Here is a 26,070-nt window from a genome sequence, read left to right as displayed (position 1 = left end):
CCGTTTCGCCCGAAATCAGGGAACGATATCGGCCCCCATGTATTAGAAATCAATGGACACTATGGAACCCCACGGCCACGGGATGGCGGCCGATATTTTGACGTCAGAAGTTGCCAACGCCAGGCAGCGCATTCACCGGACCGAGCTCGCGCTTCAACGCACTGAAGAAATGCTGGCCGAGAATCTCGCGATGTGCAGAAGAATACAGGCCGCGCAACGGCGCGTGGTAGAGGCGAGATCGCGGCTGACGAAGATCGATCCCTGCAGCGCTGACAGAGTTCGCACGGGTCACGCAGCGGTCCCTCCGGGCTGACTGCCACGACAGGACTGCCTGATCATCTCGACTTGGACCGCAGACCAGAACGCGCTTTCTAGTTGCCTGACTTTTCTGCCGAGCGATAGGCGTTGACGAGCCGCTCGACACGTTCCCGCGTCACGGTCTTCCACTGGTCGGAAGGTTTGTCTTTGCCTTTTGCGGGCAGGTCTGCCGACTGAACCAGGTCCGGAGATTGAGCAGGTCGACTGAGCAGCATCATCGGACGATCTCGTCCCGGCCTTCCGGCCAGCCCTTTGCGAGCGTAAGGTCGGACATCGGAACGAAAGTCGGCTCCGCGAATTCTACTGCGAGATAATTGGAATCGTCGCCCATGAGGCTCGCGACCCTCCACCTTGAAACTGCGAGATACGGCGACGTATTTCGCGCAGCAAGGCTCGCGCAGCTGAGGCGGGAAATGGTGAGGCATATCCAGCGCACAGACGCCTCGGCTCAAAAAGTCGAGCAAGCGCTGGCTAGGTTGGCCGAAGCAAACGCACCCATGGACCGGCTCGCGCGGCATCAGTAGGGCCACGCTCATGTCCGCCTCCGCATCGGCACGATGTTGAGACGGCCGCGCACATAACTGATTTGCTCGAGACCTGATCGACATGGTTGGCACCGATCGTGCATCGCTGCTGCAAGAAGCCAGGATTCTGAAGGCGCATGGAGGTCTTACTTCCTGACCGAGTCCTGCCAGCCGAATGGTATTGGAACATTCGGGGGGGAAGCAGCAAAACGGGCTCTCGCTACCATAAACGTAATTTAGACCCGCCCCTTGGCGGGTTTTTCATTTCCGTCGCCGAGTTGGTGCGCGCGGTTTCGCGGCTGACGCCGCGTGCAATTGCCGCCGCAGCATCCTCCCGTTTGACCAACCGGATGGACGCGCCGAGATGATGTCCTTCATTCCACGCTTCGCTGGTCGGAGAAAACCCGAACGGGCACGAGGCGTGCTATTCGCTGTGGCGGTGAGCCTGACAACGTCGCTGTCGGCCACGGCGGAGCAGGTTTCCTCGGTGGATCTCGAACTGGTTCTTTGTGTCGATGTATCGTCTTCAACGAGCGAGACGGAACAACGGCTGCAGCGGGAGGGATATGTCAACGCACTGCTCGATGCCGAAGTGTTGCAGTCCATTAGAATCCGGCCGGCGTGGTAATGCCCATATCGGTCTCCTTCGACCAATATGAATCATAGGCCGTCCATCAAAGGAATCCTGAATCCCTTAATTCGCGACTGACTTTTAGCCCGGTGGCGGGGCAGCCACAGGGTGGACATTTCAGCCCACATGGAAAATGATCATGTTGCCATGCACAACACTGCAGTGCTCTGATCTCGACGAGAAGCCTGAGCGTAGAAGCGGATCAACCGACCTCCGGTCCAGCGAGCGAGGACGCAAATGGACACCCCAGAGAATGGGCAATTGCATCGCGACGCGGGCGGGCGACCCCGTCGATCGGCCGGCTGGCTTGCCCGCGCCGCCATGTCGACGGCATTCCTGCTCGGCATGGCTTTCAGCAGCACTGCGTTTGCGCAGGACCAGCAGCTTCCCGCGGTGACGGCGGCCAAGCCGGTGGTCCGTGAAATCGTCGAGGACGACGAGTTCGTCGGGCGCTTCGAAGCCGTCGACCAGGTCGCCATCCGTTCGCGCGTCAGCGGCTATCTGGACAAGGTCAGCTTCCAGGACGGCGCACTGGTCAACAAGGGCGACCTGCTCTTCACCATCGACCAGCGTCCGTACCAGGCGGCTTATGATGCCGCCAAATCGCAAGTGGACGTCGCCAAGAGTCTGCTCGAATTCTCCAAGATGCAGCTGGATCGCGCCGACGAACTCGCCAAGACCGGCAATATCTCAACCGCGACGGTCGACGACCGCCGGCGGGAATACCTTTCGGCGCAGGCGCAGATGCAGGGCGCGACGGCTGCGCTGACGACGGCCAGCCTGAACATGGAATTCACCGAGATCAAGGCGCCCTTGTCCGGCCGCATCGACCGCCGGCTGGTGTCGGTCGGCAACCTCGTGCAGCCGGATTCTACCTTGCTGACGACCATCGTTACGCGCGATCCGATCGACTTCTATTTCGACGTCGATGAGCGCCTGTATTTCAGCTACGCCCGCGACGCGAAGGAGCGTGGCGGCAGCATGCAGGAAGGCGCCGGCGGGCTCGAGGTGGTGGTTCGCGTCGCCGACCGCGCGGAGGCGGTATTCAAAGGCAAGCTCGATTTTGCCGAGAACCGGATCGACAACGCGACCGGCACCATGCGGGTGCGTGCAAGTTTTCCCAACGCCGACGGCATTCTCCAGCCAGGCATGTTTGGGCGCATCAACGTGCCGGGGTCGCTGCCGCATAGCGGCGTGCTGGTGCCCGACAAGGCGATCGGCGCCGATCAGGATCGCCGCATCGTGTTCCTGGTGGATGAGGCCGGGATGGTGTCGGCCAAGCCTGTGCGCACCGGCCCGCTTCTCGACGGCTACCGGGTGATCCGCGCGGGCCTGACCGGCGACGAGACGATCATCGTCAACGGGCTGATGCACGCCAGGCCCGGCACCAAGGTGAAGGTCGAGATGGTGACGTTGCCGCCCAAGGCCGAGACCGCCGAGTTGCAGCAATGAGGTTCGCACATTTCTTCGTCGACCGTCCGATCTTCGCATCGGTCGTTTCGATCGTCCTGCTGATCCTCGGCGGGATTGCTTATACCCAGCTCCCGGTCGCGCAATATCCCGAGATCGCGCCGCCGACCATCGTCGTTCGCGCGCAGTATCCGGGCGCCGACGCCGAGACGGTCGCAGCGACGGTGGCAACGCCGATCGAGCAGGAGATCAACGGCGTCGAGGGCATGCTCTACATGTCGTCCTATTCATCGGGCGACGGGGCGATGGCGCTGACCATCACCTTCAAGCTGGGCACCGATCTCGACCAGGCGCAGGTGCTGGTGCAGAACCGCGTGTCGGTCGCCGAGCCGCGCCTGCCCGAAGAAGTCCGCCGCCTCGGCATCACCACCACCAAGACCTCGCCCGACCTGATGATGGTCGTGCACATGCTGTCGCCCGACAATACCTACGACCAGCTCTACGTCTCGAACTACGCCCGCTCGCGGGTGCGCGACATACTGCTCAGACTCGACGGCGTCGGCGACCTCATCATCTTCGGCGAACGCGAATATTCGCTGCGCATCTGGCTCGATCCGGAAAAACTGTCCGCCCTGGGGATGACCTCGGGCGATGTGGTGCAGGCGCTGCGCGACCAGAACGTCCAGGTGTCGGGTGGCTCGATCGGCGCGCCGCCGACCCGCACCGGCACGGCGTTCCAGTACACGGTCACCACGCAAGGCCGCTTCAACGACGCACGCGACTTCCGATACGTGATCGTCAAATCGACCGACGACGGCCGTCTGATCTCGCTGCAGGACGTGGCGCGCATCGAGCTCGGCGCCAAGGATTACGTCACCAACTCCTATCTCAACGGCAAACCGGCCGTGGCGCTCGCCATCTTCCAGCGGCCGAGCACCAATGCGCTCGCCGCAGCCGCGGAGATCCAGGACAAGATGAAGGAGCTTTCCCGCGACTTCCCGAAGGGGTTGAGCTACGACATCGTCTACAATCCGACCGAGTTCGTCGCCGAGTCGATCCAGGAGGTATACAAGACAATCCTCGAGGCGATGCTGCTGGTCATCATCGTCATCATCGTCTTCCTGCAATCGTGGCGCATGGCGATCGTGCCGATCGTGGCGATCCCCGTGTCGCTGATCGGCACGCTGGCGGTGCTTTACGCCGCCGGCTTCTCGCTCAACATGCTGACGCTGTTCGGCCTCGTTCTGGCGATCGGCATCGTCGTCGACGATGCGATCGTCGTGGTCGAGAACGTCGAGCGCAATATCGCCAGAGGGCTGGCGCCCAATCCGGCGTCGCACCTGACCATGGACGAAGTCGGAACGGCGGTCATCGCGATCTCGCTGGTGCTGATAGCCGTGTTCGTACCGACAGCCTTCATCCCCGGCATTTCTGGGCAGTTCTACCTGCAGTTTGCGATCACCATCGCGGTGTCGACGGCGATCTCGGCATTCAATTCGCTGACGCTTTCGCCGGCGCTGGCGGCACTGCTGTTCAAGCCGCATCACGCTGCGGCGGCGCCGCCGCGCTTTTTCCTGGCGCGGTTCGGACGGGCGCTCGCCGACGGCTTCAATCGCGGCTTCGACAGGGTCGCCCACTGGTATTCGAGCATCATCCGCGTGCTAGTCGGGTCGTGGATAACGATCGCCGCCATGCTGACCGTTTTCGCGGCCCTCATCTACGCCACGGTCTACATGGTGCAGGCGGTGCCGCGCGGTTTCATTCCGTCGCTCGACCAGGGCTATGCGATCGTCGTCGTCCAGTTGCCGGACGGCGCCTCGCTGTCGAGGACCGATGCGGTCATCCAGCAGGCGTCGCAGATCATCCAGAAAACGCCAGGCGTCGACTACGCAGTCGCCTTCGCCGGCTTCTCCGGCGCGACCTTCACCAACGCCAGCAACGCGGGCGTGATCTTCGCCAGGTTCAAGCCGTTTGACGAGCGACTGAAAGCCGGCCAGTCGGCGACCCAGGTCATCGGCAATCTGTTCGGCAGCCTGCAAAGCATCAAGGAAGCCTTCATTATCGCACTGCCGCCGCCGCCGATCCGCGGCGTCGGCAATGCCGGCGGCTTCAAGCTGCAGATCCAGGAGCGCAACAGCGCCGACATGCGGCAGATCCTGGCGCTTGCCAACGAAATCGCCGGCATGGCCAACAAGACGCCGGGGCTGACGGGCGTGTTCACCACGTTCTCCGCGTCGAGCCCGCAATTCTTCCTGGCGATCGATCGCGACAAGGCGCGCATCCTGAACGTGCCGATCCCCAACATCTTCGAGACGCTGTCGATCAATTTGGGCACCGCCTACGTCAACGACTTCAACGCTTTCGGGCGCGTCTACCAGGTGCGGGCGCAGGCCGACCAGGCGTTCCGCCTCGATCGCGCCGACATCTTGAAACTGAAGGTGCGCTCGGCGACCGGCGCGCTGGTTCCGCTCGGCACGTTGATCGAGATCCGCGACGTCACCGGCCCGGCGCTGGTCCAGCGCTACAACATGTACGTCTCGGTGCCGCTGCAGGGCAACGCCGCGCCCGGCGTTTCCACGGGCGACGCGCTGGCATTGATGGAAGGGATCACGGCAAAGACGCTGCCGGCCGGTACCTCCTATGAATGGACCGAGCTCGCCTATCAGGAGCGCAACACCGGCAATGCCGCTGTCTATATCTTCGGACTGTCGGTGCTGTTCGTGTTCCTGGCGCTGGCGGCGCAATATGAAAGCTGGGTGCTGCCGTTCGCCATTGTGCTGGTGGTGCCGCTCGGCGTGCTCGCGGCGTTGCTCGGCGTGTCTTTCCGAGGGCTGGACAACAACATCCTCGTGCAGATCGGCCTCATCGTGCTGATCGGGCTTGCCGCCAAGAACGCGATCCTGATCGTCGAATTCGCGCGCCAGGCGCAGGAACGCGGCCTGTCGGCCGCCGAGGCTGCCGTCGAAGCCTGCCGGCTCAGGCTGCGGCCGATCCTGATGACCGCTTTCTCGTTCATCCTCGGCGTCGTGCCGCTGATGATCGCAACGGGCCCGGGCGCAGAAATGCGCCAGTCGCTGGGCACCGCGGTGTTCTCCGGCATGCTCGGCGTCACCTTCGTCGGCCTGTTCCTGACGCCGGTGTTCTACGTCACGCTCAGGTCGCTGTTTTCACGGCGCAAGCCCCGTGCCGAGGCCGAGCCTTCGGGGCCGGCAGAGGCGCCATCGGAGACGGCCGCCGAGTAGGGTTACGAATTCGCCGCGTCGGGCGCGGCTTATCACTCCAGAAAATCGGCGGCGCGGTAACGGCCACGATCTGCGCGACAACCGCGACCTCCGGAGTCCTCGCTTGCGATGTCTGCTTTCAGGACGCGGCGAAGCTGATCTCTATGACCGAAATCAGGCGCGAAGCTGCCTTTCAACACCGGACCAAAGCGCTGGATTTTGATTCGTTTAAGATATCTGGCACGACCGAAGAGATTAGACTGCTGACCCCCGAATTTGATTCCCAGCAGACGGCTCTACTCAACCGCAGCAACGAAGCCTGAACTGGTAAATTATAGGGTCTGGGGAAAGGCGGTAGCGCTCTCCCGCTACCATCGCTCCCCCCGAACGGAGACGAGGTGGCCAAGGCCTTGGTCGACCATGTTTGACAGGTATCCATCAATCAGGATCGATGGCTGCTCGCCTGCCTTCGGCGGGTAGACTGTCACGGTCGACACGACGTCGCGGACGATCTTCTTGGCTTCTTCCGAGACGAAGCCATTCTCTCCGATCGCGGCGGCGAGCGCTTCCAGATCGCGGATGTAGCGGGCGACAAGCGCCGGCTTCAGCGTCACGACCTTCGGCGGCTGCGGCAGCACGGCGAGCTCGGCCTCGAGGTGCTGGCGCTCCTCGCGTAGCACTGGCAAGCGCTGCTCGGCTTCGGCTTCCGAAATCATGCCTTTGACATAGGCGTTCAGCACGCGGTCGTATTCGCGCCTGGCGGCGTCGAGCCGCTGGGCGGCCTTTTCGCGAGGCGCCCTGCCCCGAATAGAGCTTTTGATGCTCGTCATTGTAGGCAGCGACATAGTGGTCGATCAGCGCCTTGTCGTTCAACCTGGCGCGCAACCCGTCGATGACCGTCGCTTCGATATGATCGAGCGCATAGGGCCTGACATTGGTGCATGAGCGCGATTCCTTGGCGCGCGTGCACATGATGCGCGTCAGGCGACCCATCCTGTCCTTGACCGATATGCCCGACCCGCAGGCGCCGCAGCGCAGCGGGGTGTGCCAGCGCAAGTGCCTCACGTCGGCGATTTCCTGCCTCGATTCTCCTCTGAGGAAATGCTAAATTAGTCATTGCTTGGGCAAAGAGAGGGAGGTCTTTATGCGTGCATTTGCAATTTTTCTGTTAGGCGGCGCTTTGACTAGTTTTGTGTGTGCGTCCGCATGGGCCGGCAAGCTGCCGAAGGACGCGGTCGAATTAACCGCAGCCGAGGTCAAGGCGATATATTCAGGCAAGACCGGTATTTATGACGTCTCTAGCATTTACTATGCATCTGACGGCACAACCAAAGGAATCTTTGGCAAACCTAAGGTAACGGCAACTTTTAAGGGCACTTGGAGCGTAAGTGGTAATGAGATGTGCGCCAAGAATAAGCCAAAGGGTGATCCAAAAATCTACAGGGACTGCAACAAATTTTGGCGTTCTGGAAAAAGGATATATGACCTTTGGTCTGTCCACTATGATGGATCAAAGCCGGATCTAAAGAGCGGGTATGTTACCACTACCGTTAAGAAGCTTAAGGACGGAGATTTAGTGGCGAAAAAATACGCTGCTGCAGGCGGGGAGTGACAAAAGCGACAGGAACACGCAAGGAAAAAGCCCGCCACCGTGAGGCGGCGGCTTAGCAGTTCCGTCTGGGTGCCGGTTCAGTGGCGCCCAGCGGGCCCTTCAAGGAACTCCATGAAGTTTTCCACCGCTCTGTCCGCTGGCGTTGACCGGGAGTTGCAAGCACTGAGAATGGCGGCGGCGATTTTCAGCATATCGGTGCGACTTCCAACAATCTTTGATACCACGGCATTTTCTGTGCCGCCGTCATAAGTCGAGCGCTGCAGGACATGCAGCGTCAGCCTGAGATTGTCGCCCATAAATTGGAGTGGGCCGGCACCAGTGACGAACGTGTCAGAGACGCAGAACGGTTCGACGGTCGGGACGGCGCTCATGATGCCGCCTTTCTGGCCTTGGCGTCGGCCATCGCGTTGTCGATACACGCTCCAGCCGCTTCGTTCAGACGTTCGGCGAGGTCGCGGGCGATCATGGCCAGCGCGCTTATTTGGTCCGCCAAAGCGACCCTCTTCCCGTCGCGCTCGAACTCCTGTTCCATGGTCTGGCCATAGAGCACTTCGAGCAAGTGGTGCAGGTTCCCAGTATCGAATTGCAGGTCGTCGAGGTCATCTGAAGGCGCGGTCATGAGGCGGCGCCCCCGAGGGTTTCGTAGTAGGCGTTCTTAACCTTCCGCGTCATCTGCTCTGCAATGGTGGCAATGAAGAAAAGGCGCTCCCCCTCGCTTGGGTCAGAACGAAATTCCCGTCAGGTACTGTGGAAAAGACCTCCAGCATGGTCAGCAAGACGTCGGCCACGTTGTCCGCGTCACAGATCAGCGGCTCCAGATCGGCGAAGGTCATCTTCTCCTTGGCGGCGCTCATTTTGGGCAGAATCTGAACTTGGAGTTGGCCAGCAGTTCTGTAGCCGAAAGTGGAGTTGCGGCTCCGTGGCTCGGAAGGTCAGAGCCAGACCTTCAAGCGCCCCGCGAGCATCGGCATGAACTATGCCCCGAACCGGACTTATCCCAAAAGTCCGAAATGCCTGCTCTCGAGCCAAATCTGGCGATCCGCTTCCTGGCACAAGTGTGCGGCTGTCGATCCGTTGCGTCATTCGATCCTGTACGCAACGCCGGATCAAAGCGCTCTCCTCTGCAGTTGTTATTTGGGATCCCGGGCTCGTGCCTTGTTGCCGAAACGGATTCCGGCGTAGGGCGAGGCCCCCGCAAAGCCGACATTGACGTCGCGGCAGACGTTCGTCGTCTGCGGGTCAGACTTTTCGTTTCGGGAACTGCGCGATTGCGCCAACTTCGGACGTTCAGCTTCCCTACTGCTACGGCAGGTGTAATCCTGGTTAGAAGCCTCAGCGCACCGTTCACGTCGAGAGGTGAGCGCATCAGCCTAGCGACTGGACCCTTGGCTAGGAACTCTCCGTCGTTCACATGTCGAGACCAGAGAAAGACGATGAACTCCGCAGACTAAATCGCAGACTAATTTCTCTCTCTAGTCTGCGATGTCCTTCTAAGTCATTGAAATGTTGGCGCGCCCGGAGAGATTCGAACTCCTGACCCCAGATTCGTAGTTTGCAGCTACGCCGCATGCCGGCGAAAATGGAAGACGCGTCTTCGATAGTGGGTATTGCGATGTAGCGGTCTCCCGCTACCAAATTCAGATATTTGTCCAGCCCGGAGACATGGGTAACAGTTTGTACCTAAGACATGGGTGACAATCTCGTGCCGAACGGATTGCCGATGGTCTGCAACGTCCTCTGTTCCAGGTCGAGATATCCCAGATCATAGTGCATGAAGCTGACGAGCCAAATGCCTCCGGCCAAAAGCCAAAAGTGTTACCCATGTGTCCGGTACAAAATGTCACCTATGTCTCGGGTCGCTCAGCCTGCCATATGCATCGAGATCGTAGCCGAATGCAGCCATATCGGGCGTGGCGCTGTAGCCGAAGGCTGGTGAGGTCGGAATCAGAAAGGCACCTGCGCTCAACGGCCATTCGCCCGGCGGACCCGCCAGATGACGTTACCGACGTCGTCGGCGACGAGCAGTGCGCCAGTCTGATCGATAGCAACGCCGACCGGACGGCCCATCGCCTCGCCATTACGCCCGATGAAGCCAGTGAGCACATCTTTCGGAGGACCGCTCGGTTTGCCGCCATGGAACGGCACGAAGATCACCTTGTAGCCGCTGTGCACGCTTCTATTCCACGAGCCGTGCTGGCCGACGAAGGCGCCGTTGCCGTAGGTCGGACCGAGCCGGGCGCCTTTGGAGAAGGTCAGTCCCAGCGAGGCGGTATGAGAGCCCAGGGCGTAATCGGGCTTGACCGCCGTCGCCACGAGATCGGGGCGCTGCGGCTTAGCGCGTTCGTCGACGTTCTGTCCGTAGTAGCTGTAGGGCCAGCCGTAGAAAGCGCCGTCACGAACCGAGGTCATGTAATCCGGCACGAGATCGTCGCCGATCTCGTCACGCTCGTTCACGGCGACCCAAAGCTCGCCAGTTTCAGGATTCCAGGAGAGCCCGTTCGGGTTGCGCAGGCCCGAGGCGAAGACCCGCGTGCGGCGGGTCGACCGATCCACTTCAAGGACAGTGGCGCGGTTCTTCTCCGCGGCTATGCCGTTTTCTCCAACGTTGCTGTTGGAACCAACGGTGACATAGAGCTTGCGTCCATCCGGACTTGCGATCACGTCCTTGGTCCAATGATGGTTGAGGTCCCCGGCCGGCAAGTCGATGATCTTTTCCGGCGACGTGCTGACTCGGGTCTGGCCATTGGAGTAGGGGAAAGCGACGAGCGCGTCGGTGTTCGCGACAAAGAGCTTGCCTTTGGACAGCGTCATGCCGAAGGGCGAATTGAGGCCTTCCGCGAACGTCGTGCCCACATCCGCAATGCCGTCGCCATCGGTGTCGCGCAGCAGCGTGATGCGATTGGCGCTTTTGGTCGCGGCGCCAGCCCGCTTCATAGCCAGGTCCATGAAGACCTTTCTAAGACTGAAGCCTTCGTCATGCTTGGCAGGGGCATTGGTTTCAGCAACCAGAACGTCGCCGTTCGGAAGCACATGCAGCCAGCGCGGATGGTCGAGGCCGGTGGCGAAGGCGTTCACTGTCAGCCCCTTCGCCGGGGTCGGCATACCTCCTTTCTGCCAGCCTTTCGCCTCGGCGATGTTAACAGTCGGGATCAGCGTCGGTCTTGGTTTCGGTAAAGTGGGGTTGGGGCCATAGCCGGTTATTGCCCCGGTTTTTTGCGCCGGGATGCCGGCGCAGCTTGCCATGACGGCGCCCAACACCGCTACGAGTACGCTCCCTCGGAAGCCGGCATGCATCGGACGTCCTCCGCATGGATATGTGTCGCGCTCTTTGTGCAAACGGAAGTCAGTGGCTTATTCTTCCAATTGCTTCGAAAAAAACAGCGGCGCTCGGATCCGAGGGCCAGGAATTCGCGACAGATCTGCTCTCGGCAGAAATATGGCGCGAGAAGATTGTGGCAACCGCGCGAATATCTGTCGCGCAATATGAATCTCAGATTCGTATCGCGCGAAATCGATACGGCTTGCGCTTTTCGGTATCGAGTTGCTCATGGGCCAACATGCGTTCGAATGGAACGAGACCGTGAACGGCGGGACCCACAATGACCCACCGATTGCACCAGCCGGTGAACCAGCTGTTGTTGCTGCTTAGCAAGACGCTGCAAATCTGCTAAAGTCTGCGATGGGAGGAGACGGATATCCAATCACTGCCGATAGCACAGCCAAATGTAGCTAAGGCGACACCCGGCGCATCACTTCCGCTCGCCTATTCCCTCGCGACGCTCTGCTGGCTCCTGTCCGCCGGCGTCTATATTGCCGCCAAGTGGGTTGCCCCCGAGATGCCGCCTTGGGCGCTCTGCTTCTGGCGGCTGACGCTCGCCTGCGCGATCCTGCTGCCTATCGTCCATCGTCATCACGGGGCGATGCTCGTGCTGATCCAATCCCGGGTGATCGAGGTGCTGGCCATCGGCGCCATCGGGCTGACCTTGTGTCAGGGCATGATCTACACGGGCCTCAACTACACCAACGCGACAACCGCCGGCATCATCATGGCGCTGTCGCCGATCATGACCATGGTGCTTGCCCGCTTCGTGCTTGGCGAGCCCCTCGGTGTCTGGAAAGCGCTTGGAGCGCCGGTCGCTCTGGCTGGGATGGTGGTGATCGTGGCGCGCGGCGACCTTGCCGCGCTGATGCAGCTACGGTTCAATCCCGGCGAGTTGTGGATCGTCGGCAGCGCGCTTTGCTGGGGCCTCTACACCGTGCTGCTGCGTCGCGCGAAATTCGGCATTGAGCTTCTGCCGATGGTGGTCCTGCTGCTGGGAGCCGGCGCGCTGGCCGCACTGCCTCTCTATCTCTGGGAACTGTTTTCCGGGGATCGTTCGGCGCTGCATGCGAACGGCCTTCTGGCCCTCGCCTATGTTGCCGGCCCGGGCGGCGCTCTGATGTACTATCTCTACAACCGCAGCGTCGAGACGCTTGGCGCCGGGCGCGCCAGCATGCTGCTCTATCTGCAGACCGCCTTCGTCGCCGTGCTCGCTTATCTGTTCCTTGGCGAAAGCTTGCACGACTACGATCTCGCCGGCGCCGCCTTCATCGTCGCCGGCCTGCTGCTCGCCACCGCGATCAAGCCGAGGCAGCGCACGGTGCGTGTCGCTTAGGCAAACATCAGTTCCGCCGCTTCGGCGAGCAGTTCGTAGAATCAAAGCACCACCCGAAGCGAAGCCGGATCATTGAAGCCGGCTCTGTACCGCGCCTTGGCCCACGCCGCCCGTTGATTAATGCCGTTCAGCCATCAAGCCAAAGGGAGACGGCGCTCGTTCCCGCCCATCCTCGAGTTCGAGCATCGAATCGAAATAAGTTTTCCAGCGCGTATCGTGAGTCACAACGCAGATCGCGACATTGCGGCTGTCCGCCAGATGCCTGAAAACCTTCATCACCATCTCCGCCCGTGTACCATCCAGTGCGGCGGTAGGTTCGTCGGCCAGAATAACGGTGGGATCGTTTGCCAAGGCCCTGGCGATTGAAACGCGCTGCTGCTCGCCGCCGGAAAGTTGGGAAGGATAATTGGAGCCGCGATGTTCAATGCCCAATGCGGCGAGAAGCCGGCTGGCTCGCGCCTGCGCCTGCTGGCGACCGACATCGTTGACCTGCATGGCGATGGCAATGTTTTCGGCGGCCGTGAGAAAGGGGATCAAGTTCGCTTTCTGGAACACAAACCCAAGATGGCTCCGCCTGAAGGCTCGTAGCTCGTTGAGCTTCGCACCGGGACGCGAAATCACCTTGCCGTCGAACAGGACCTCTCCCGTGGTCGGTGTCTCCAGCAGACCGGCGATCATCAGCAGCGTCGTCTTGCCGGAGCCGCTGGGCCCGACGATGCCGGTAACGCTGCCGGGGCTCAAGGTCAGCGAACCTGCCGCCAGCGCGGTGACCGGCGAGCCCCCGCTCTGGTAGACCTTGCTGGCGTTCCGAACCTCCAGCGTGGCGAGGCGGCGCTTCGACATCAGGCCAACACTTCCTGGGCACGGACCGCGAGCGCGCGACGAATCGCAAACCAGCTGGCCGCAAGGCTGAGTGCCATCAGCACGAACGACAACACGCCAAGATCGGATTCGGTGATCAGCACAGTTCTTGGAAACCTCGGATAGATCGTAAACGAGATGGCTATGGCCAGAACGAGGCTGCAAAAGCCGATCAACCCCGCCTGCTGCGCAATCATGCCGATGATCACCCGGTCACGCGCGCCGATCAGCTTCAGAAGTGCTATCTGCGCGACCTTCTCGATCGTCATCGTATAGATGGTCAGTGCTATGACGGCGCAGCAGATCAGCAGCGTCATCGTCGTGAAAGCCAGGATCTGGACGCGGAGCTTGCCGAGGCGGCCGTCCAGTAGAAGCGTTTCCTGGTCCTGCTGCGTGAGGACCTCGACGTCGCCCCAGCGTTTGATCGAGTCACGCACGACCTCCTTGTCCGCGCCCGGGAGAGTTTCGACGATGACGGCAGCGACACTTCCGGTCTCGTCGCCGAGACCCATGCGCGTCTTGCCCTTGGCCGCACGGTTGAGGAGGATCGCCTCGCTGGGCAGCAGTTGGTTGATGACCTGCGCGTCCGGGATGGTGACGAACAACAATCCGTCGCCACCCATGTCGACCTGCCCGGTCGACACGCCGACAATCGTATAGCTATCTCGTCCAAGCCGGATCTCGTCACCCACAACCAGGCCGAGAGTCTTGTCGGCGATGGCCTCATAGCGATTTGATTGGAAGTACCGGCCGGCGATCAACGGTATCCAGCTGCCACTGTCGCTTGGATAGTCCACACCAGTGACCGACATGCGCAGCGGAAGCCCGTCAATTTCGAACTGCTGGTTGTATTGGATGAACCGCCGCGTTGCCGCCACACCGGCCACACCGGCCACGCGGCGATCGAGATTGGCCGGAACGGCGGAAGATTCGGCGAACGGTCCGGACTTTCCCCCTTCGACGACCCAGAGGTCGGCACCAATGCCGTCGATCACGATCAAGGCTTCGTAGACGATGCCGCGATACATGCCCAGCATGCCGATCGTCGCCGCCATCAGCAGGCCGACGCCGAAAACGGTCAGGATGAACCTCAGCAGGTTATGCCTGATATCTTTGACCGCGAGATTCACCTGCCCAATGCCTGGAGGTTAACCGCCTGGTACTGGAAGCGGCCTGTCGGACCGAGCACGACATCACCTACCTTTAGGCCGCGCGTGATCTCGATATCGGTGCCGCTGGAGTAGCCCAGTGAAACAGGAGCCCAATAGGCCCGCCCGTCATGTGCAATCCATACACCCACCCGTCCCTGGTTTCTCGCCAGGAACCGCTGTGGCACCGCAATGCCTGGTGACGGCGATTCCGCTTGGATGGTGACGCTTGCACGCTGACCCACAGCCCAGTTCGCCGGCACCTCACGCAATTTAAGATCGACCGTAAACTCGCGGGTCTCTTGATCGACCTGCCGGCCGATCCGCGCAATGGAAGCAGCGTAGGGTCGTTGCGGATCCGATGAGAAGGTGACTTTGGCTACTTGCCCCGGCCGAAGCGATCCCATTGCGGATTCGTCGAAGCGTGCCATGACCAGCAATGACGTCGGGTCGACAATCTGCATCAGTTCGACGCCCGGAGAAAGCAGGTCCCCCACCGTGCGGCTGCGGGAAACCACCACCCCGTTGACAGGCGAGCGTATGGAGGTTTCGCCGAAACGGCTTCGTATCTGCTCGACCTCGGCGGAGGCGGCCGCGACCTGGGCCTTTGCGCGCTCGATGCTAGCGGTCGCTCGCGCCAATGCGGCCTCGGCTTGCTTCTGGGTACCTTCGAAGAGGTCGAACTCGGCCTGAGAAATCGATTTGCTGGCGAGCAGGCTCTTCCTGCGATCCAGATCTGCCTTTGCAGTACGGGCGGCGATAGCCAGCCGGTCACGCTCCAATTCGGCCTCGCGCACGCTCTCCGCCGCAGCCCGGTCGTTGGCGACCGCGGCGGCAAGCTGATACTCGATTTCAGTCGCGTTTAGCGTGGCGAGGATATCGCCGGTCTTCACCTCGTCATTCCGGTCGACGCGAACGTCGGCCAGGAATGCCTGGATCCGTGCCGTCACGATGACCTGGTTGGTTGCACCAAGGAGGCCGGGTCCGGCGATTTCACGCGCGATCAGCCTTCGCTGGGCGACATAGGACTCCACCTGAGCAGGCCAGATATACCAACCAGAAAAGAGCCCGACGGCCGCCAGAACGGCAAACAAAATTAAGATGAAGCGAATCACGTATCTTTACCTGCACCGGCTTCCACCGGCCCCGCTGATCCTGGATCGACGCATCGCTATATCGCCGCCTGCTCGGCGGCGTCGACCGCCGGTTGCCCGGCCAACAGCCGTTCGATGACTTCCCTTAGGATATCTTCTGCTTCCGCATGGTCATAGCCTAATTGGTCGAATATCAAGGTCAGACCGAGACCGTTCGCGGTCGGAAAGGTACGCAGATCCATCTCGCTGGTACGTGGTTTTTCTCGTCGCATGTCAGGCAGGGGCGTCACTTTGAACATGCCGAGATCAAGCTCGCCACTGGCATGGGCCCTTTGAAGCGGGGCCGACTGCGTGGCGCGTGTCCATCTGTCGACTGTTTGGGTGCCGGCGACGAAGAGGGAGGTATAGGACCCCTTGGCCACGACATCGTCATGCACGTCTCCGAAGTAGTTCGAATCCATGAAGGGCGCGAAATGGATAGCCTCTTCGATCCCTTCTCCGAGCGAACCGGCTAACGCTTCGATCGTCTCGAACCGCGACAGCCGCACGCGCACGGGCACGTCCGAGGCGACGAAATTGACATAGTTCTCCAGCCGCCGGTCGTGGCGCAAGGCTGCTGGAACCTGCATCACCATGTCGTCCACGCCGCCGCGCGCCCCGATGGTCTGCGCAAAGGCCGCGATGATCATGGCCGTTTCCGTCGTGCCGGCTGCCCTGGCACGCTTGCGCAGCGCATCCTGCTGGTCGCTGGCTATCGAGAGCGTCACGTCCTCGCTGAGGCTGCAATCGATCAGATTGACATTCGTCCGCCAGCCTTTCGCCTTGCGCCCGAGATTGGGAACCTGCGGCAAGGGCTCGACGAATACCTTGCGCAGGAATGCGTCGCGCCGCTCGAACGAACCGGGTTTTCCGACATGGTCGAAATCCCGGATGAACCGGTCGATACTCATTTCCACCGGATCAAGAGGCAGCCCGAGATAAGCCTTGACTGTCTCCTCGACGATGAGGCCGAGGGAATAGCCGTCAACGACGAGATGATGTGCCTTGGCGACGATAAGGTCGCTCTCGGAGCCGAACCGGATGATCGTGACACGGAACATCGGCGCCTCGATATCTATGCCTTCCTGCGCGAGTTCGGTTGCGCGCTCCATCGCTTCGGCCTCGTCGGCGACTTGCTCGACCCTGAAGAAATCGGTCGGCGTCCTTTCCAGATACGCGCCGTATCTAGCCCCCTTGCGGAAGAACCGGGTACGCATCACCTCGTGGCGCGCCATGACCGTTTCGATCGCTCGTCTGAGACGATCGGCGTCCATCTGCGGCCGGATCTTGAACTCCTTGCTTACAATGAATGCGGCACGCGCATGCGAAGTCGCGTCTGGATGTTCCTGGAAACGCAGTAACCCCAGTTGTGTGCTGGTCACAGCAATCTCTCTTTCGACGTTGGGCACGTCGTCGAGCGGCGAGCGCTCGACGTCCTGGCTTCCACTCGGCTGACCAGACCACTCGCGCAGCCTCCAGCCCGTTGCGGTGGGCAGCAGGCGGCCTGACGTTTCGAACTCGGAGGAAAGCTCGTCCAGAAACTGATCGAGTAGCAACCGCGCTGTTGCTTCTTCGACGACGTCGAGATCCACGCTCAGCCGGCAGACAACACCGGCGTCGCTTGCCGCTGCGGACAATTGAATCTCGTGCGCGGATGCGGGGATCGCATCGAGAGGATGGTCCAAGGCGGCGAGCGCCGTAACTTGGCTGCCGTCGAGAAAAGCGAAGCCGAATTGGCGCAGCGAAACATGGCGGATGCGCAGATCCTCTTCGAGCGCCAGTTCCAGGGACGACGTATCCATTGACCGATGCGCGTGGCCGTTTGCGTCGGCACGCTCGACCTTCCTCAGCAGATCGTAACCGAGTTCATTCATGGCTCGCAGGACAATCGGATAGGACCCATCCAAGGGGCCTATCAATCCGCTTGGTGCTCCCTCCCCGCGCTCGCTATACCAGCGGTCGACGACGATTGATTGGAGCGAGAGGCGGTTTGCCAAGGCCTTGGCATAGGCGGTCAGAAAGCGCGCGGACGGCAACTCCGATCTCGACGCGAATGCTGCTGCGGGAAGCGTAATTTCCAGCAACCCGACACGGCCCCTGTTCGTTCCCATACCGGCGGGAGACGAGGCACGACTGCGGCCGGGGATCGGTGTGATCGCAGGCGCGTGGTGAAGGATCTCCTTCCAGTAGGCGAAATCGCGACGATACTCGCTCGATCCGGGCACTGGATGAACTGCGCGCGCATAGTCGGCAAAACTAGGCGCTGCTTCGACCGCTTCCGCTTCGTCTTGCACAAGCTGCGCGAGCAAAAGGTGAACCGACAACATGTCGGCAGCCGCGCGATGAGCCCGGATTTGCAGGTCGTGACCGCCATCCTGCCGCTGCCACGCGCCGATCCGCCATAGCGGACCAGGCAGTGCCACATCGCCCAAACGACCGCCCGGCGAAAGCACTTCAACAACAGGTTGAGCCTCGAAGCCGATCTCTACGGCGCCGGACGCCGATATCGCACCCGTCATCCGGAGCGCATCGTGTCTCTCGACCAGTCGCGCCAATCTTGTCGCAAGCGCAGCCAGCGACACGCCGGGCTCAATACTCGTCTCGACCAGGATCTGATTGTCGGCCTTTGCGACGGCCGACGACATAGGCCGTCCATCCAGCATCATCGCATCGACCTGGCGGCCCAGAGGCCGGAAGGCTTCCTGCGCTGTAACGCCATCGGAACTCGATTGTGCGGCCAGGACCTGCAAGGCGGACGCCTTCAGCTTCGCCTCGAAAGCGGAAGCGACGAGGCGCGACAGTCCCGCGATCGTCGGCGCTTGCAGGAACTTGGCGACAGGGATGTCGACTTCGACCTGAGCCTCGACGCGGTTTTTCAGCTCGAATGATGAGAGGGAGTCGAGACCTAGCTCACTGAGCTTGCGGTCATCCGCCAAGGCGCTTGCCTCGACCTTGAGGACTTTCGCCACTTCGCGCCGGATCATGTCGGCGAGCAGGTCGTCCCACGCCTCGCGTGGCGCGGCTGCAAGCTCGGCCTGAATGCGAGAGCGCCCTCCGGTTCTGTCTCCAAGCAGCGGCGAAATCCTCGGATTCGTCGCTGCGCCGGGGTTCGTGCGCGCGATCGCAGCCCAGTCGATATTGGCAAAGCCGAGATTCTCCGATCTGGCGCGCACGAGATAGGACAGGGCCGCCGCCGCTTCAGAATCCTGAACCGGCTTGATGCCGACACTATCGAGATAGTTGGTCATTGCTTCCGACCTGGCAACGAATCCACTGCCGGCGATCATGCCCCAAGCGGTCGACGAGCCGGCCAGGTTGCGACCCCTGCGGTACGTAGCGATTGCGTTCAAAACAGAGTTGGCCGCTGTGTAGTTGGCCTGCCCAGACGAACCGATAACCTGCGCGATCGAAGAGAAATTCACGAAGAAATCCAGTGGGATATCGTGTTCGACGACGGCGACATGCAAGTTCCACCCGCCGGCTATCTTCGGCCTCAGCACGCGGTCGATCTTGCCTGCATCGAGCTGCGAGACGAAAGCGTCCTCGATCACTGCGGCGCCATGCACGATGCCGCGCAGAGGAGCGTCACCCCCAGCATATTCGCCGATCAGCCTGGCAACGGCGGTAGCATCGGTCACGTCCAGCGCCGCGCGAACGATGCGCGTGCCGCGTTGCTCCATGATCTCGATAGCCACAGCCGCTTCGGCATCTGGAACACCGCTTCGATTGGCAAGGATGATAGTCCCCGCGCCTTTCTGACTGAGCCAATCGGCGATCGCAACGCCAAAGCCTTTGAGCCCACCCGTGACGAGGTAGGAGGCCCGAGCGGAGACGGCGAACTGTGCGCCGAGGTCAAGTTCGATGTCCACGGAAGGTTCGTCGAAAGTGACGATCACCTTGCCGATGTGCAGCGCTCGCGAAAGCATGCGCATGGCTTCCGCCGTGCGCGATGCCGGGAAGCGAGTCGCCTCCAGCGGCTTGTAGACGCCGGCGGCAACCTTTGCCTCGACCTCCGCCAGCAATTGCCTGAAGAGGCTCTCCCTCTCCACGGGGAGCGTCGAGAGGTCGATGACCGAATAGGCGTTGTTGCGATAAAGCGAGCGAAGCCCGATCGGCTTGTCGTCGGCGAGATCGCGCTTGCCGATTTCGACCATCCGGCCGAAGGGCGCCAGGCACTCCAGGCTCTTGTCGATGCCGTTGCCAGACAGCGCGTTCAGCACCACGTCCACGCCGCGGCCACGCGTCAGGGACCGCACCTCGTCGGCGAAATCGAGAGCGCGCGAATTCATGACCTCGTCCACGCCCCATTTCTTCAGGAAGGCGCGTTTTGTGTCGCTACCTGCAGTGCCGAAGACTCGAGCCCCCACATCATGCGCGACCTGGATGGCGGCGAGGCCGACACCACCCGAAGCCAGATGGATCAGCGCGATTTCGTCCTGTGCCAATCGGCCGATATGTTTGAGTGCGTAGTGAGCGGTAAGGAACGCTGTCGGGAGGGTCGCGGCCTCGATCAGATCGATGCCGTCGGGTACGCGCATGGCGAGATCCGCCCGGAGCTTGGCGAAGCGCCTGAGGTAGCCCTTGCCCATACCCATGATGCGATCGCCGGGCTTGAGGTTGGTCACCCGTTCGCCGACCCTGCGGACGGTGCCGGCGAACTCCAGCCCGAGATTGCGCCAATATGCCTCGTCACTCTCCAACTCGTCCGGCAAGATGCTGGTGGCCGCCATAATGTCGCGGAAGTTCAGTCCGACCGCGGCGACCTCGACCATGACCTCGTCCGAAGCCAATTCGGGATCAGCGATTTCGCGCAGTACGATGTTGTCGATGGTACCAGGCCCCGTCATGGTGGCGGCGAAGTTGGAAGAATCCCGCGCCGTCTCCAGCGTCCGCCGCAACGGCGCCACTTCGTGCAAAGCCAGCTGCTCCAACCGCGGGACGTAGCGTTCGGCGCCGCGCAGGACGAATTCCGTCTCTGCGGTTTCCTCCAGCACGGCACCTGAAATGCTCACCCCCGAGTGCAGCGATGTGGGATCCGCATCGATAAGACGGATGCCCAAACCTTTGAACTCGTTTGCCATTGTGCGAGCAATGCCGATTAAGGCGCTCTCACTCAGGCCTGAAAGGCTCATCGGCTGGTCACCTTGCACAAGCCGGCTGCCGGACGTGACGACAACCAGTTCGGGCCGCGGTTCGGACGAACTGTGCAGCCGGTCGATGACTTTTCCAAGCGTGATTAATTGGTGGACGATAGGCGTGATCCTGGCGAGAAGCTCGTCCCCGCCTGCTTTGTCGTCGAGTTTTTCGGGGGCGGCGGCGCTGAACAGGATGCCGCCTTTCCCACCCGATTTGGTCATGAATGCCCGGATCGTGGCGAGCGCTTCATCCGCATCGAGGTTCAGGAACGGCGCCGGGTTGGCGACCTCGACCGTCGCTCCACGGCTAACCAACTCAGCCAATGTCGTTTCGAGGCGCTGCGTTCCATCACCCACCACCAACCAGTGGGCGCAACGCAATGAGGGCGCTGCGGGTTTGGCTTCCTGCTTCTCGAAATGCTCCTCAAAAACACTGGAGCCCGAGCCGGCACCCTGCTTGGCCCTGCTGCCCCTGACCTTGCCCAGCGCCTTTGTCTGAAGGTTGTCGAGAACGATGAGCGGCTGCCCTTCCGGCGAGAATACGCTGAACCGCATTGAGTACGGGTCGAGACCCGGCTGGATGTCGACGATCACCTCGGGCGTCATCGGAGCGCCCAGCAGGATCTTGCGCGCGCCGGTTGGCAGGCGCAACTGATACTGGGCCTTGTCTTCATTAGCCGGCGGCAGCGATTCACCTGGAACCCACACGCCGTCTCGATGCGAAGCCAGGCCGATGCCGGCCTGGAGCACCGCGTCGAGCAATCCGGGGAAGGCGAAATACTGCTTCGACAAGTTGGGGTCCTTGCTCGACAGCCTGGCAACTAGGCGGTCGCCGACAATGTCGAGTGCGTTCACCGACTGGAAATAGGGACCGTATTCAAGCCCGTGCCGTTCGGCGAGACGGTAGAATTCCGTCTTTTCGACAAGGTTCGGGCGATCCAGCAGGAGGTCGGCGGGAGCTGGTGCAAGTTCATATTTGTGGCTGAAGCCATAAGCTTCGGCACGAGTCCTCCAGCCGTCGTCCGAACCCCGATGGAACGTGGAGATGCGCAGCCTGCTACCGACCGGATCGAACGTCGTCGTAAACAATATGACGTCGTCCTCTGCGATGGAAAGCGCTTCGTACAGTTTGAAATCACGCAGCTCCACGGAGTCAGATCCGAAATGGTCGCGCAGCGCGGCCCCCATGATTTCGATGTAACCGACGGCCGGGAACAGGCAATCGCCGCTGACGCGATGGTCAGCCAGGAATTTGAAGCCTCTAAGCGTGATTTCGTTCGTCCAGGACGGCCCCGCGGTGAAGTCGCGCCATCCAAGCAGTGCGTGCCGGGGTGCCTCGAACAGGAAGCTCTTGGTTTCCTCGGATGTATTCAGCAGGCGCTGGTTGTTCCAGGGTAACTTGGGAACGGCCACGTGGCCACTCGACGATTTCGGCCGGTCGAATTCGACGCCGGCAACATGCAGGCTGCCCTCGGCCCGCGCCAGCGTCCAGAAATCGTCAGTTTTGCGATCGAGCGAGTTCACCGCGGCGGCGTCTGCGCCGCGCTCCTGCGAGATGCCTCGGATGAGCGGCGTTAGCGTGCGGTGCGGACCGATTTCCAGGAAAGTATTGATGCCGAAATCGAGGGTGAAATCCAATGCCTTGGTAAAGCTGACGGGTTGGCGCAAATTGGCCCACCAGTAGTCGGCGTCGAATTTCGTCTCGAATATGCCGGTGACGGTCGAGATGATCGGCAGACGGCCTTCTTTCCAGCCGACCGGACCCAGTTCGCCGAGGAACCATTCCTTGCAGTCTTCCAGATGCGCGCTGTGCCATCCGAAATCCATGGTCATCCGGCGGGCCGTCGCATCGGGATAGGCTTCCGCGACCTTGGCCAGTACGCCAAGCACCGCGTCCTCCATGCCGGAAATCGTTTGCGCGATCGGGCCGTTGTAGGCGGCAATGACGACGCTTTCGTCACCGGGGAGCAAAGGTTCGAGTTGCTGAACCGTCAGCCCTATCGTGGCCATTGCACCGCGCCGCTCGCTCTTCAGCGGTATGAGGCCGCGTTTGGCGATGATGCGAGCCGCCGTCTCGATATCGATGATACCTGAAACGTAAGTGGCCGCGACCTCGCCGAAGCTGTGGCCGATCAGAAGCTCAGGCCGTACGCCGGCCTTTATCCAGCGTTCGTAGAGGGATATCTGCGTAGTGAAGATGGATGCCTGGGTGACGTCGGCATCGTTGATGCGGGTCTTTTTCTCGTCCCGCAGCATCTCCTCGACGGTCGACCAGCCGACCATCGGACGCAGCACTTCGTCGAACATCTCGGCGGTTCGGCGAAACGCACGGTCTTCCTTCAACAGGCGGCGCGCCATGGCCCACCACTGGCCGCCCTGGCCCGAGAAGGCGATGGCGAGCCGACGGTTGGATGCCCTGCCGGTGATGATGGTTGGCCCTTCCGCGCTTTGCTCGATGGCTCCCTTAGCCAATGCGCGCAGTTGGGTCTGGAGCGCGGCGCGCTCCGGCTCGACGATGAGCGCAGCCCGTTGGGCGAAGTTATCGCGCGCGCTGCTCAAATGGGCGGTGATGTCTTCGACCGGCGTCTCCGCAAGGGAGCCTCCCTGCTCCAGCGCATCGGCTAGACGGCCGGCCCACAGTTCCAGTCCCGCCGTGCTGCCGGCCGAGATCGGGACGGCTATCGGATGGCCGGCTATCACCGGCCTTGGCGCACGGTTGGCGTTGGCGGACAACCCCCGCCATCCTTCCACGGCGATGGAGGCATTGGTACCGCCAAAGCCGAAGGAGTTGACGACGGCCAGGATCGGCCGGCCGTGGTGGTCGATCGGCGTCGGCTTCGTTGCCACAGCGATGTTGAGCGCGTCGAACGGAATGCTCGGATTCGGGCGCTCGAAATTCCGGTTCGGCAGCACGATGCCCTTTCCCGCCGTCAGCACCGTCTTGATGAAACCCGCAATGCCGGACGCCGATTCGAGGTGGCCGAGATTGGGCTTGAACGATCCGACATAGGCCGGTTTTGGGCGTGAATTCACACCGAATACGCGGCCGATAGCAGCCGCCTCGATTGGATCGCCGACCGGCGTGCCGGTTCCATGGGCCTCGACATAGTCGACATCGGCCGGATCGATGGAGGCGCCTTCCACCAGCGCCTCCAGCATCGCTTGCTGTGCTTCCCCGCTCGGAGACGTCAGGGTCGGCGTATACCCGTCCTGATTGACCATCGAATGACGGATCACGCCATAGATCCGGTCGCCGTCGGCAATTGCCCGGTCGAGAAGCTTCAGCAACACGAACCCGCAGCCTTCGCCGCGCACGAACCCGTCCGCCCTTTCGTCGAAGGTGTAGATACCGCCGGTCGGCGAGAGCATGTTGGCGCTGGAGAATGCGATGAACGGCCCTGGATCGAGCATGCAGTTGACGCCGCCGGCGAGCGCCGTTTCACAGGTGCCGGTGCTCAGGTGGCGCACTGCCTGGTCGATGGCAACGAGCGCCGACGAGCACGCCGTGTCGACGGCGATACTCGGCCCCTTCAGATCGAAACGGTGGGATATTCGGTTGGCCGCGATCGAGAACGCCGAACCGGTGCCGGCAAAGATGTCGCCGCCGCCAACACGTCCGCGGCGCAGGTTCTGCGCGAAATCGTTGGTCGAGATGCCGATGAACACGCCGGTGCGTCCACGGCGCAGATCGGCCAATGTGAGATCGGAATCCTGCACGGCCTCGAAGGCCACTTGCAACGCCAGGCGCTGCTGCGGGTCCATCGTTGTCACCTCGCGGGGCGACATGTCGAAGAAACTCGGGTCGAAGCCGAAAACGTCGCTGGCAAGAAAACCACCCCAGCGCGTCCGCATCTTTCCCCGGGCATCGGGCTCCGGATCATAGAAAGCATCGACATTCCAGCGATCTGCCGGGATATCGACGATGCCGCAGTTCTTCTCCAGGAGAAAGTTCCAATACGAGTCCGCGTCCTGGATCCCTCCGGGGAACCGACAGCCAATCCCGATAACTGCGATTGGCTGTGTTGACTCAATGACCTGCTGAGGGGCATCGCCCCCACGATGAATGTTCATGCCCAGACCCCCGCCTAGTATACACCGTGGATTGCCCAACCCCCGGCGCATTTAAGTCACGGCGTATTTAAGTGCATGTCCCAACGGAAGGTCCAAGAGCAAAATTCACCAGCCTAGCATTTTTGTCGCAAAATGTGTCATTTAAGCCGATCTGACTACTTTTTAGGCTAATTTGACTAGTTATTAAGCCGATCTGATTGCTTTTGAAGAGGACCCGTCCGCTCGATCCTCGTCGCCAACAACAGGGGTCACCGAGATCCGGTTCCGGAGCGTCAAGGCAATCCCAAGTCGAAATCGAAGCGGCGTGCGACGGCCTGAGGACCGCGTGCACTCCAGGCGACAGCGGCCACGTGGTGCCCGCTTGGGCGGAACTCAATGAGCCTGAGGGGTTCAACCAATTCCAGCGGCGGCGAAAGGATATAGGCTTCGCCGCTCCCGTCCATCCCTATCTCGAGTCCCTCTCCGGAGAGGCCGACGCCGACAGCCTTGAGCGCGGCTTCGCGACAAGTCCAAAGCCGGCAGAACATGAGGCGGCGGGCCTCTGGCGCCAGCGACTCAAGTTGTGCGATCTCGCCAGGCGCGAACAGAGAACGGGCAATGGACATCTCCCCGCTCCTCGAGGCGACGCGTTCGACATCCACGCCGACTTGCCCGGCGGCAGCCACGGCCACAAGGGCAAGCTCCCCCGAATGCGAAAGATTGAAGGAGAGGCGCCCGTCAGCAAGGAACGGCTTTCCCTGCGGGGTCTGCCGCAGATCGAGCTCTCCCGGCGCCCGACCGGTGTAAATGGACAGCACCCCGCGTAAGCCGGCATGAGCTGCCAGATGGCGCCGCTGATCCTGCTCGAAAACAAACCGGCCGCCCCTGGTCAATTCAGCTGGATTGAGCACGGCCAGGTCCGACTGCGAAAGGGGAGCATCGAGGGCGACCCGCCACACATGGACGTCGATCCCGAGAGCCGGCACCACCCGCCCACCACCGTGCGGCAAGACAACTCCGCTCTGCTTCATCTTGCAGTTTTCCCGGCCGGGCGAGGGGTGGGGCTTGGCCTGCTGCAGCAATATGGCATTGACAACCGCTCCCAAGCTTGCCCGTTAACACCATAAACGCACGCGACCCTTATAACACCTCTCGGCACGCTCATCATCAGCCACGCTCTAACGCGCCAGAGTGAACCAGTCCAACGGCCGGAGGGACTTGGTCGTGTTGCGGGTGCGCACCGATGTGAAACAACGAGTCTCAAAGCACCGATCGATGCGAAGCCGGATCATCGCAGTCGGCTGTTGTGGCGCAGCACGAGGCCGACCGCGCCGAGCAATGCATCGTTCTCCGTGTGCTTGCCAACGATTAT

Annotated in this window: 18 protein-coding genes and 2 pseudogenes; 6 read left to right on the top strand and 14 right to left on the bottom strand. The window is 61.5% G+C overall.

From position 1 onward, the window contains the following. Nucleotides 1–103 precede the first annotated feature (103 nt). Together NKH63_RS24520 and NKH63_RS24515 are read right to left on the bottom strand one after the other, a co-directional pair. Nucleotides 104–292, bottom strand: coding sequence for a hypothetical protein (locus NKH63_RS24520; RefSeq protein ID WP_352482032.1), 189 nt, complete (start codon nt 290–292; stop codon nt 104–106). A gap of 79 nt (nt 293–371) precedes the next feature. After that, on the bottom strand, nt 372–536 hold the full coding sequence (locus tag NKH63_RS24515) for a hypothetical protein (protein WP_023719283.1): 165 nt from the start codon (nt 534–536) through the stop codon (nt 372–374). 670 nt (nt 537–1,206) lie between these two features. Here NKH63_RS24515 and NKH63_RS24510 point away from each other — a divergent pair. From NKH63_RS24510 to NKH63_RS24495, 4 genes are all read left to right on the top strand, one after another. Then, nucleotides 1,207–1,470, top strand: a complete 264-nt coding sequence (locus NKH63_RS24510; protein ID WP_352482031.1) for a DUF1194 domain-containing protein — start codon at nt 1,207–1,209, stop codon at nt 1,468–1,470. Nucleotides 1,471–1,794: 324 nt separating this feature from the next. Further along, a complete protein-coding gene (locus NKH63_RS24505) occupies nt 1,795–2,925 on the top strand; it encodes an efflux RND transporter periplasmic adaptor subunit (RefSeq protein ID WP_352482102.1) in 1,131 nt (376 codons plus the stop codon). Continuing rightward, nucleotides 2,922–6,125 (top strand): efflux RND transporter permease subunit, encoded by a 3,204-nt coding sequence (locus tag NKH63_RS24500; RefSeq protein WP_352482030.1) that lies wholly within the window; start codon nt 2,922–2,924, stop codon nt 6,123–6,125. Before NKH63_RS24505 ends, NKH63_RS24500 begins: the two co-directional genes overlap by 4 nt. Before the next feature lie 143 nt (nt 6,126–6,268). Further along, nucleotides 6,269–6,427, top strand: coding sequence for a hypothetical protein (locus NKH63_RS24495; RefSeq protein WP_352482029.1), 159 nt, complete (start codon nt 6,269–6,271; stop codon nt 6,425–6,427). A 45-nt stretch (nt 6,428–6,472) separates the two neighbouring features. Here NKH63_RS24495 and NKH63_RS24490 read toward each other — a convergent pair whose 3' ends face one another. Together NKH63_RS24490 and NKH63_RS24485 are read right to left on the bottom strand one after the other, a co-directional pair. After that, nucleotides 6,473–6,934 carry a hypothetical protein gene (locus tag NKH63_RS24490; RefSeq protein ID WP_023719289.1) on the bottom strand — a complete coding sequence of 154 codons (462 nt, stop codon included), beginning with the start codon at nt 6,932–6,934 and terminating at the stop codon, nt 6,473–6,475. 61 nt (nt 6,935–6,995) lie between these two features. Then, nucleotides 6,996–7,169: pseudogene (locus NKH63_RS24485) on the bottom strand (recombinase zinc ribbon domain-containing protein); the annotation flags it as partial. A 79-nt stretch (nt 7,170–7,248) separates the two neighbouring features. On the opposite strand from NKH63_RS24485, the gene NKH63_RS24480 reads away from it, so the two are divergent. Continuing rightward, a complete protein-coding gene (locus NKH63_RS24480) occupies nt 7,249–7,716 on the top strand; it encodes a DUF995 domain-containing protein (RefSeq protein ID WP_156948081.1) in 468 nt (155 codons plus the stop codon). A gap of 77 nt (nt 7,717–7,793) precedes the next feature. Here the strand turns inward: NKH63_RS24480 and NKH63_RS24475 are convergent, their stop codons facing one another. From NKH63_RS24475 to NKH63_RS24460, 5 genes and pseudogenes are all read right to left on the bottom strand, one after another. Continuing rightward, a complete protein-coding gene (locus NKH63_RS24475; protein ID WP_352482028.1) occupies nt 7,794–8,087 on the bottom strand; it encodes a hypothetical protein in 294 nt (97 codons plus the stop codon). After that, nucleotides 8,084–8,335, bottom strand: coding sequence for a hypothetical protein (locus tag NKH63_RS24470; protein WP_352482027.1), 252 nt, complete (start codon nt 8,333–8,335; stop codon nt 8,084–8,086). Before NKH63_RS24470 ends, NKH63_RS24475 begins: the two co-directional genes overlap by 4 nt. 49 nt (nt 8,336–8,384) lie before the next feature. Next, nucleotides 8,385–8,570, bottom strand: a complete 186-nt coding sequence (locus tag NKH63_RS24465) for a hypothetical protein (protein ID WP_023720306.1) — start codon at nt 8,568–8,570, stop codon at nt 8,385–8,387. An 826-nt stretch (nt 8,571–9,396) separates the two neighbouring features. Continuing rightward, nucleotides 9,397–9,510, bottom strand: a pseudogene (locus NKH63_RS31390) (transposase); the annotation flags it as partial. Between the two features lie 168 nt (nt 9,511–9,678). Then, a complete protein-coding gene (locus NKH63_RS24460) occupies nt 9,679–11,010 on the bottom strand; it encodes a PQQ-dependent sugar dehydrogenase (protein WP_352918991.1) in 1,332 nt (443 codons plus the stop codon). Nucleotides 11,011–11,411: 401 nt separating this feature from the next. On the opposite strand from NKH63_RS24460, the gene NKH63_RS24455 reads away from it, so the two are divergent. Next, nucleotides 11,412–12,371 (top strand): DMT family transporter, encoded by a 960-nt coding sequence (locus NKH63_RS24455; RefSeq protein ID WP_352919015.1) that lies wholly within the window; start codon nt 11,412–11,414, stop codon nt 12,369–12,371. A 117-nt stretch (nt 12,372–12,488) separates the two neighbouring features. Here NKH63_RS24455 and NKH63_RS24450 read toward each other — a convergent pair whose 3' ends face one another. The 5 genes from NKH63_RS24450 to NKH63_RS24430 form a co-directional block, all read right to left on the bottom strand. Then, the gene (locus tag NKH63_RS24450) at nt 12,489–13,112 is read right to left on the bottom strand and encodes an ABC transporter ATP-binding protein (RefSeq protein WP_352715402.1); all 624 of its coding nucleotides are present in this window, start codon (nt 13,110–13,112) and stop codon (nt 12,489–12,491) included. 101 nt (nt 13,113–13,213) lie between these two features. After that, complete coding sequence (locus tag NKH63_RS24445) at nt 13,214–14,362, bottom strand: ABC transporter permease (RefSeq protein WP_352858854.1); 1,149 nt, start codon at nt 14,360–14,362, stop codon at nt 13,214–13,216. Continuing rightward, nucleotides 14,359–15,495, bottom strand: a complete 1,137-nt coding sequence (locus NKH63_RS24440) for an efflux RND transporter periplasmic adaptor subunit (protein ID WP_352918989.1) — start codon at nt 15,493–15,495, stop codon at nt 14,359–14,361. Before NKH63_RS24440 ends, NKH63_RS24445 begins: the two co-directional genes overlap by 4 nt. 56 nt (nt 15,496–15,551) lie before the next feature. Further along, on the bottom strand, nt 15,552–24,719 hold the full coding sequence (locus tag NKH63_RS24435; RefSeq protein WP_352918987.1) for an SDR family NAD(P)-dependent oxidoreductase: 9,168 nt from the start codon (nt 24,717–24,719) through the stop codon (nt 15,552–15,554). 272 nt (nt 24,720–24,991) lie between these two features. After that, nucleotides 24,992–25,729 carry a 4'-phosphopantetheinyl transferase family protein gene (locus NKH63_RS24430; protein ID WP_352642734.1) on the bottom strand — a complete coding sequence of 246 codons (738 nt, stop codon included), beginning with the start codon at nt 25,727–25,729 and terminating at the stop codon, nt 24,992–24,994. Between the last annotated feature and the right edge of the window lie 341 nt (nt 25,730–26,070).

It is taken from the genome of Mesorhizobium sp. M0960 (assembly GCF_040319055.1).
Classification (GTDB): Bacteria; Pseudomonadota; Alphaproteobacteria; order Rhizobiales; family Rhizobiaceae; genus Mesorhizobium.
Note: the sequence above shows the minus strand (reverse complement) of the source record. Positions and strands in the feature narration are given on the sequence as shown.

Coding starts and splice junctions, on each gene's coding strand:
- NKH63_RS24515 (WP_023719283.1), bottom strand. CDS start 536: ATGATGCTGCTCAGTCGACCTGCTCAATCTCCGGACCTGGTTCAGTCG.
- NKH63_RS24510 (WP_352482031.1), top strand. CDS start 1,207: ATGATGTCCTTCATTCCACGCTTCGCTGGTCGGAGAAAACCCGAACGG.
- NKH63_RS24505 (WP_352482102.1), top strand. CDS start 1,795: ATGTCGACGGCATTCCTGCTCGGCATGGCTTTCAGCAGCACTGCGTTT.
- NKH63_RS24500 (WP_352482030.1), top strand. CDS start 2,922: ATGAGGTTCGCACATTTCTTCGTCGACCGTCCGATCTTCGCATCGGTC.
- NKH63_RS24495 (WP_352482029.1), top strand. CDS start 6,269: ATGACCGAAATCAGGCGCGAAGCTGCCTTTCAACACCGGACCAAAGCG.
- NKH63_RS24490 (WP_023719289.1), bottom strand. CDS start 6,934: ATGACGAGCATCAAAAGCTCTATTCGGGGCAGGGCGCCTCGCGAAAAG.
- NKH63_RS24480 (WP_156948081.1), top strand. CDS start 7,249: ATGCGTGCATTTGCAATTTTTCTGTTAGGCGGCGCTTTGACTAGTTTT.
- NKH63_RS24475 (WP_352482028.1), bottom strand. CDS start 8,087: ATGAGCGCCGTCCCGACCGTCGAACCGTTCTGCGTCTCTGACACGTTC.
- NKH63_RS24470 (WP_352482027.1), bottom strand. CDS start 8,335: ATGACCGCGCCTTCAGATGACCTCGACGACCTGCAATTCGATACTGGG.
- NKH63_RS24465 (WP_023720306.1), bottom strand. CDS start 8,570: ATGAGCGCCGCCAAGGAGAAGATGACCTTCGCCGATCTGGAGCCGCTG.
- NKH63_RS24460 (WP_352918991.1), bottom strand. CDS start 11,010: ATGCATGCCGGCTTCCGAGGGAGCGTACTCGTAGCGGTGTTGGGCGCC.
- NKH63_RS24435 (WP_352918987.1), bottom strand. CDS start 24,719: ATGAACATTCATCGTGGGGGCGATGCCCCTCAGCAGGTCATTGAGTCA.
- NKH63_RS24430 (WP_352642734.1), bottom strand. CDS start 25,729: ATGAAGCAGAGCGGAGTTGTCTTGCCGCACGGTGGTGGGCGGGTGGTG.